The sequence below is a fragment of the Pseudomonas sp. genome (assembly GCF_037994325.1).
Classification (GTDB): Bacteria; Pseudomonadota; Gammaproteobacteria; order Pseudomonadales; family Pseudomonadaceae; genus Aquipseudomonas.
Genome location: NZ_JBBNAH010000277.1, coordinates 1 through 3737, shown reverse-complemented (window position 1 = coordinate 3737; position 3737 = coordinate 1). Strand labels below are relative to the sequence as shown.

4 protein-coding genes are annotated in these 3737 nt (G+C 59.1%); 2 read left to right on the top strand and 2 right to left on the bottom strand.

Features of this window, described 5'->3' with window-relative positions; translation table 11 throughout:
• Both argC and erpA read left to right on the top strand, forming a co-directional pair.
• Positions 1-1005: N-acetyl-gamma-glutamyl-phosphate reductase (gene argC, locus AAAB16_RS09280; RefSeq protein WP_340663078.1), on the top strand; the 1005-nt coding region annotated here is incomplete at its 5' end.
• Between the two features lie 126 nt (positions 1006-1131).
• Complete coding sequence (erpA, locus tag AAAB16_RS09275; protein ID WP_110615152.1) at positions 1132-1485, top strand: iron-sulfur cluster insertion protein ErpA; 354 nt, start codon at positions 1132-1134, stop codon at positions 1483-1485.
• Between the two features lie 55 nt (positions 1486-1540).
• Here the strand turns inward: erpA and AAAB16_RS09270 are convergent, their stop codons facing one another.
• Together AAAB16_RS09270 and AAAB16_RS09265 are read right to left on the bottom strand one after the other, a co-directional pair.
• Positions 1541-2632, bottom strand: a complete 1092-nt coding sequence (locus AAAB16_RS09270) for an anhydro-N-acetylmuramic acid kinase (RefSeq protein WP_340663077.1) — start codon at positions 2630-2632, stop codon at positions 1541-1543.
• A 3-nt stretch (positions 2633-2635) separates the two neighbouring features.
• Positions 2636-3737: peptidoglycan DD-metalloendopeptidase family protein (locus AAAB16_RS09265; protein WP_340663076.1), on the bottom strand; the 1102-nt coding region annotated here is incomplete at its 5' end.

Genomic DNA, 3737 nt, shown 5'->3' with positions numbered 1-3737 from the left:
GGCTACACCGGGGTCGAGTTGCTGCGTCTGTTGGCTCAGCATCCGCAGGCTGAGGTGGTGGTGATTACCTCGCGCTCGGAAACTGGCACGCGCGTCGATGAGATGTACCCGAACCTGCGCGGTCACTACGACAACCTGTCCTTTACCGTGCCCGACACGCAAACCCTGGCCGCCTGCGACGTGGTGTTCTTTGCCACGCCCCACGGTGTTGCCCATGCCCTGGCCGGTGAGCTGCTGGCCGCAGGCACCAAGGTTATCGACCTTTCTGCTGACTTCCGTTTGCAAGATGCCGATGAGTGGGCCAAGTGGTACGGCCAGCCCCATGGCGCGCCGGAACTGCTGGGTGAAGCGGTTTATGGCTTGCCGGAAGTCAATCGTGAACAAATCAAAAGCGCCCGCCTGATCGCCGTGCCTGGCTGCTACCCGACGGCTACACAACTGGGCTTTTTGCCGCTGCTGGAAGCTGGCATTACTGACACCAGCCGCTTGATCGCTGACTGTAAGTCCGGCGTGAGTGGCGCTGGCCGTGGCGCCAAAGTTGGCTCGCTGTTCTGTGAAGCCGGCGAGAGCATGATGGCGTACTCGGTGAAAGGTCACCGGCACTTGCCGGAAATCAGCCAAGGTCTGCGTCGTGCGGCCGGTGGCGATGTCGGTCTGACCTTTGTTCCGCATCTGACGCCGATGATTCGCGGTATCCACTCGACGCTGTACGCCACCGTGGCGGACCAGTCGATAAACCTGCAGGAACTGTTTGAAAAGCGCTATGCCAATGAGCCGTTTGTGGATGTGATGCCAGCCGGCAGCCACCCGGAAACCCGCAGTGTGCGTGGCGCCAATGTGTGCCGTATTGCCGTGCACCGCCCGCAAGGCGGCGACTTGGTCGTGGTGCTGTCGGTGATCGATAACTTGGTTAAGGGCGCCTCCGGTCAGGCTGTGCAGAACATGAATATCCTGTTCGGTTTGGATGAGCGTCTGGGCCTGTCCCACGCGGCCTTGCTGCCTTAAGCGTGTTCTATTGGTCAGCACTGCGGTTGGTGGTGCTGATCAATAGTTGACCGTTTTGGTAGGTGAAGCGGATAATGCCCGCGTCCCCTTTGTAATACGTCGGCTAATAGCCGGGAGAAAGACAGCATGAGCGTCGTCGAATCCTTCACCCCCACGCCGTTGCAATTCACGCAGGGTGCGGCGAGCAAGGTGAAAAACCTTGTTGATGAGGAAGGCAATCCACGTCTGAAACTGCGTGTGTTCGTTACGGGCGGCGGTTGTTCGGGCTTCCAGTACGGCTTCACCTTTGATGAAGAAGTGGCTGACGATGACACCATCGTTGAACGCGAAGGCGTGAGCCTGGTGGTCGACCCGATGAGTTTCCAGTACCTGGCCGGTGCCGAAGTGGATTATCAGGAAGGCCTGGAAGGTTCGCGATTCGTGATCAAAAACCCGAACGCCACCACCACCTGCGGCTGCGGTTCTTCGTTCTCGATCTGATCGCTGTTGCTTGTATCAACGCCGCGCCTCTGCGCGGCGTTGTCGTTTCTGGGAGTCAGGCGGGGTAGATGGCGCCCAGTATGCGCAGGCCCTTGGCGCCTGTGACGCTGGGGCGATTGCTGGGAATGCCTTCGAGGCAGCAATGGGCCAGCCAGGCAAAGGCCATGGCTTCGACCCAGTCGGCCGCCACGCCGTAGTCGCCGGTGCTGGCGACCGTGCAACCCGGCATCAACTCGGCGAGGCGCTGCATTAAGGTGAGGTTATGGGCGCCACCGCCGCAGACCAGTAACTGTTGGGTGCCTTGTTGCGCGTTTTTCAGCGACGCGATGATGCTCTGCGCGGTCATCTCCAGCAGTGTGGCTTGCACGTCTGCTGGTGCGATGGCGGGTAACTGGCTCAGGTGCTGATCGAGCCACGGCAAGTTAAACAGCTCGCGGCCGGTGCTTTTCGGACCTTGGGTAGTGAAGAACGGGTCGCTAAGCAGGGTGCTTAGCAAATCCGCCGTTACCTGGCCGCTGGCCGCCCACTCGCCATTGCGGTCGTAAGCCAGGCCTTTATGGCGATTGATCCAGGCATCCAGCAGGACATTGCCGGGGCCGGAGTCAAAGCCATGCACTGGCTTACTCGGATCAAGCAGGCTGAGGTTGCTAAATCCCCCCACATTCAATACAGCACGTCGGCTCCTGCCATCGCTAAACAGCGCGTCGTGGAAAGCTGGCACCAGCGGAGCGCCTTGGCCGCCAGCGGCTACGTCACGGCGGCGGAAGTCGGCAACTACGGTGATACCAGTCAGCTCGGTGAGTAGAGCGGGGTTGCCAATCTGTACGGTGAAACCGCGGGCGGGCTCATGGCGCACGGTTTGGCCGTGGCTACCGATGGCACGGATGTCTGCGGGGTTGAGGTTTTGTTCGCTGAGCAGGGCATGCACGCCTTGGGCGGCAAGGCGGGCCCAGTGTTGCTCAGCGATTGCGCTGCGGGCCAGTTCGTCCGGACCAGGGCTGCACAGAGCCAGTAGGTCTGCACGCAGGTCGTCAGGCATGGGTAGATAGTGGGTGGCGAGCAGGCTGGTGTGTTGCTCCTGCTCGATAAGAGCGATGTCCAGCCCATCAAGGCTGGTACCGGACATTACCCCTATATAGCGCGGCATCGTTTAGCGCTTGTTCAAGGCCAGCATGGTGGCCTTTTCCTGATCCATCTGTGCCATGAGCGGTTTGCTCATCTGCATAAAACGGGTTTTGTCCGGCCCGGAGATTGGGTCGGCCATCGCCAGCTTTTGGCTTAGTGGATCAACGTGCACGCCATTGACCTGGAACTCGTAGTGCAAGTGCGGACCTGTGGACAGGCCGGTAGTGCCGATGTAACCAATGACCTGACCCTGCTTGACCATGCTGCCGGTTTTGATGCCTTTGGCAAAACCCTGCATATGGCCGTACAGCGTGGTGTAGGTTTTATTGTGCTGGATGATGATGGTGTTGCCGTAACCACCACGGCGACCGGCCAGCTGCACGCGGCCATCGCCAGCGGCTTTGATCGGCGTACCGCGCGGTGCGGCGTAGTCCACGCCTTTATGGGCGCGGATTTTGTTCAAAATCGGGTGGAAACGTCCTACGGAAAAGCGTGAGCTGATGCGGGCAAAGTCTACCGGTGTACGGATAAACGCTTTGCGCATGCTGTTGCCATCAGCGGTGTAGTAACTGGTGGAGCCTTGTTTATTGGTGTACCGCACGGCGGTAAACGGCTTGCCACGGTTTACAAAGCGCGCGGCGAGGATATTGCCGGAGCCAACGGGCTTGTCGTTGACCACCTTTTGCTCGTAGATCACTTCAAATTCGTCGCCTTCACGGATGTCTTGCGCGAAGTCGATGTCGTAACCAAAGACATTGGCCAGGTCCATGGTCATGTTGTGCGACAGGCCGGCGCGCTTGGCCGACAAGAACAGCGAACTATCGATTACGCCATGGGCGTAAGCCGTGCGGATAGTGGGCTGAGTAATGTCGCGTTTGAAGTCGAAGCCTTTATCGGTCTTGGCCAAGGTGATGGTTTCAAGATCGCTGAGTTTGCTTTGCAGATGCTGCAGACCGCCGTCCTGGGTCAGTTTTACTTCCAATACTTGGCCGACTTTCAACTGGCCGAAGCGCTTGGCGTCGTTGCTGCTGTTTAGCGCTTCATGCAGGTGTGTAGGTGTAAGGCCGGCTTTCTGGAATACCGTTGACAGCGTATCGCCGTTAGCGACGGTAATCAGCTTGGTGTAG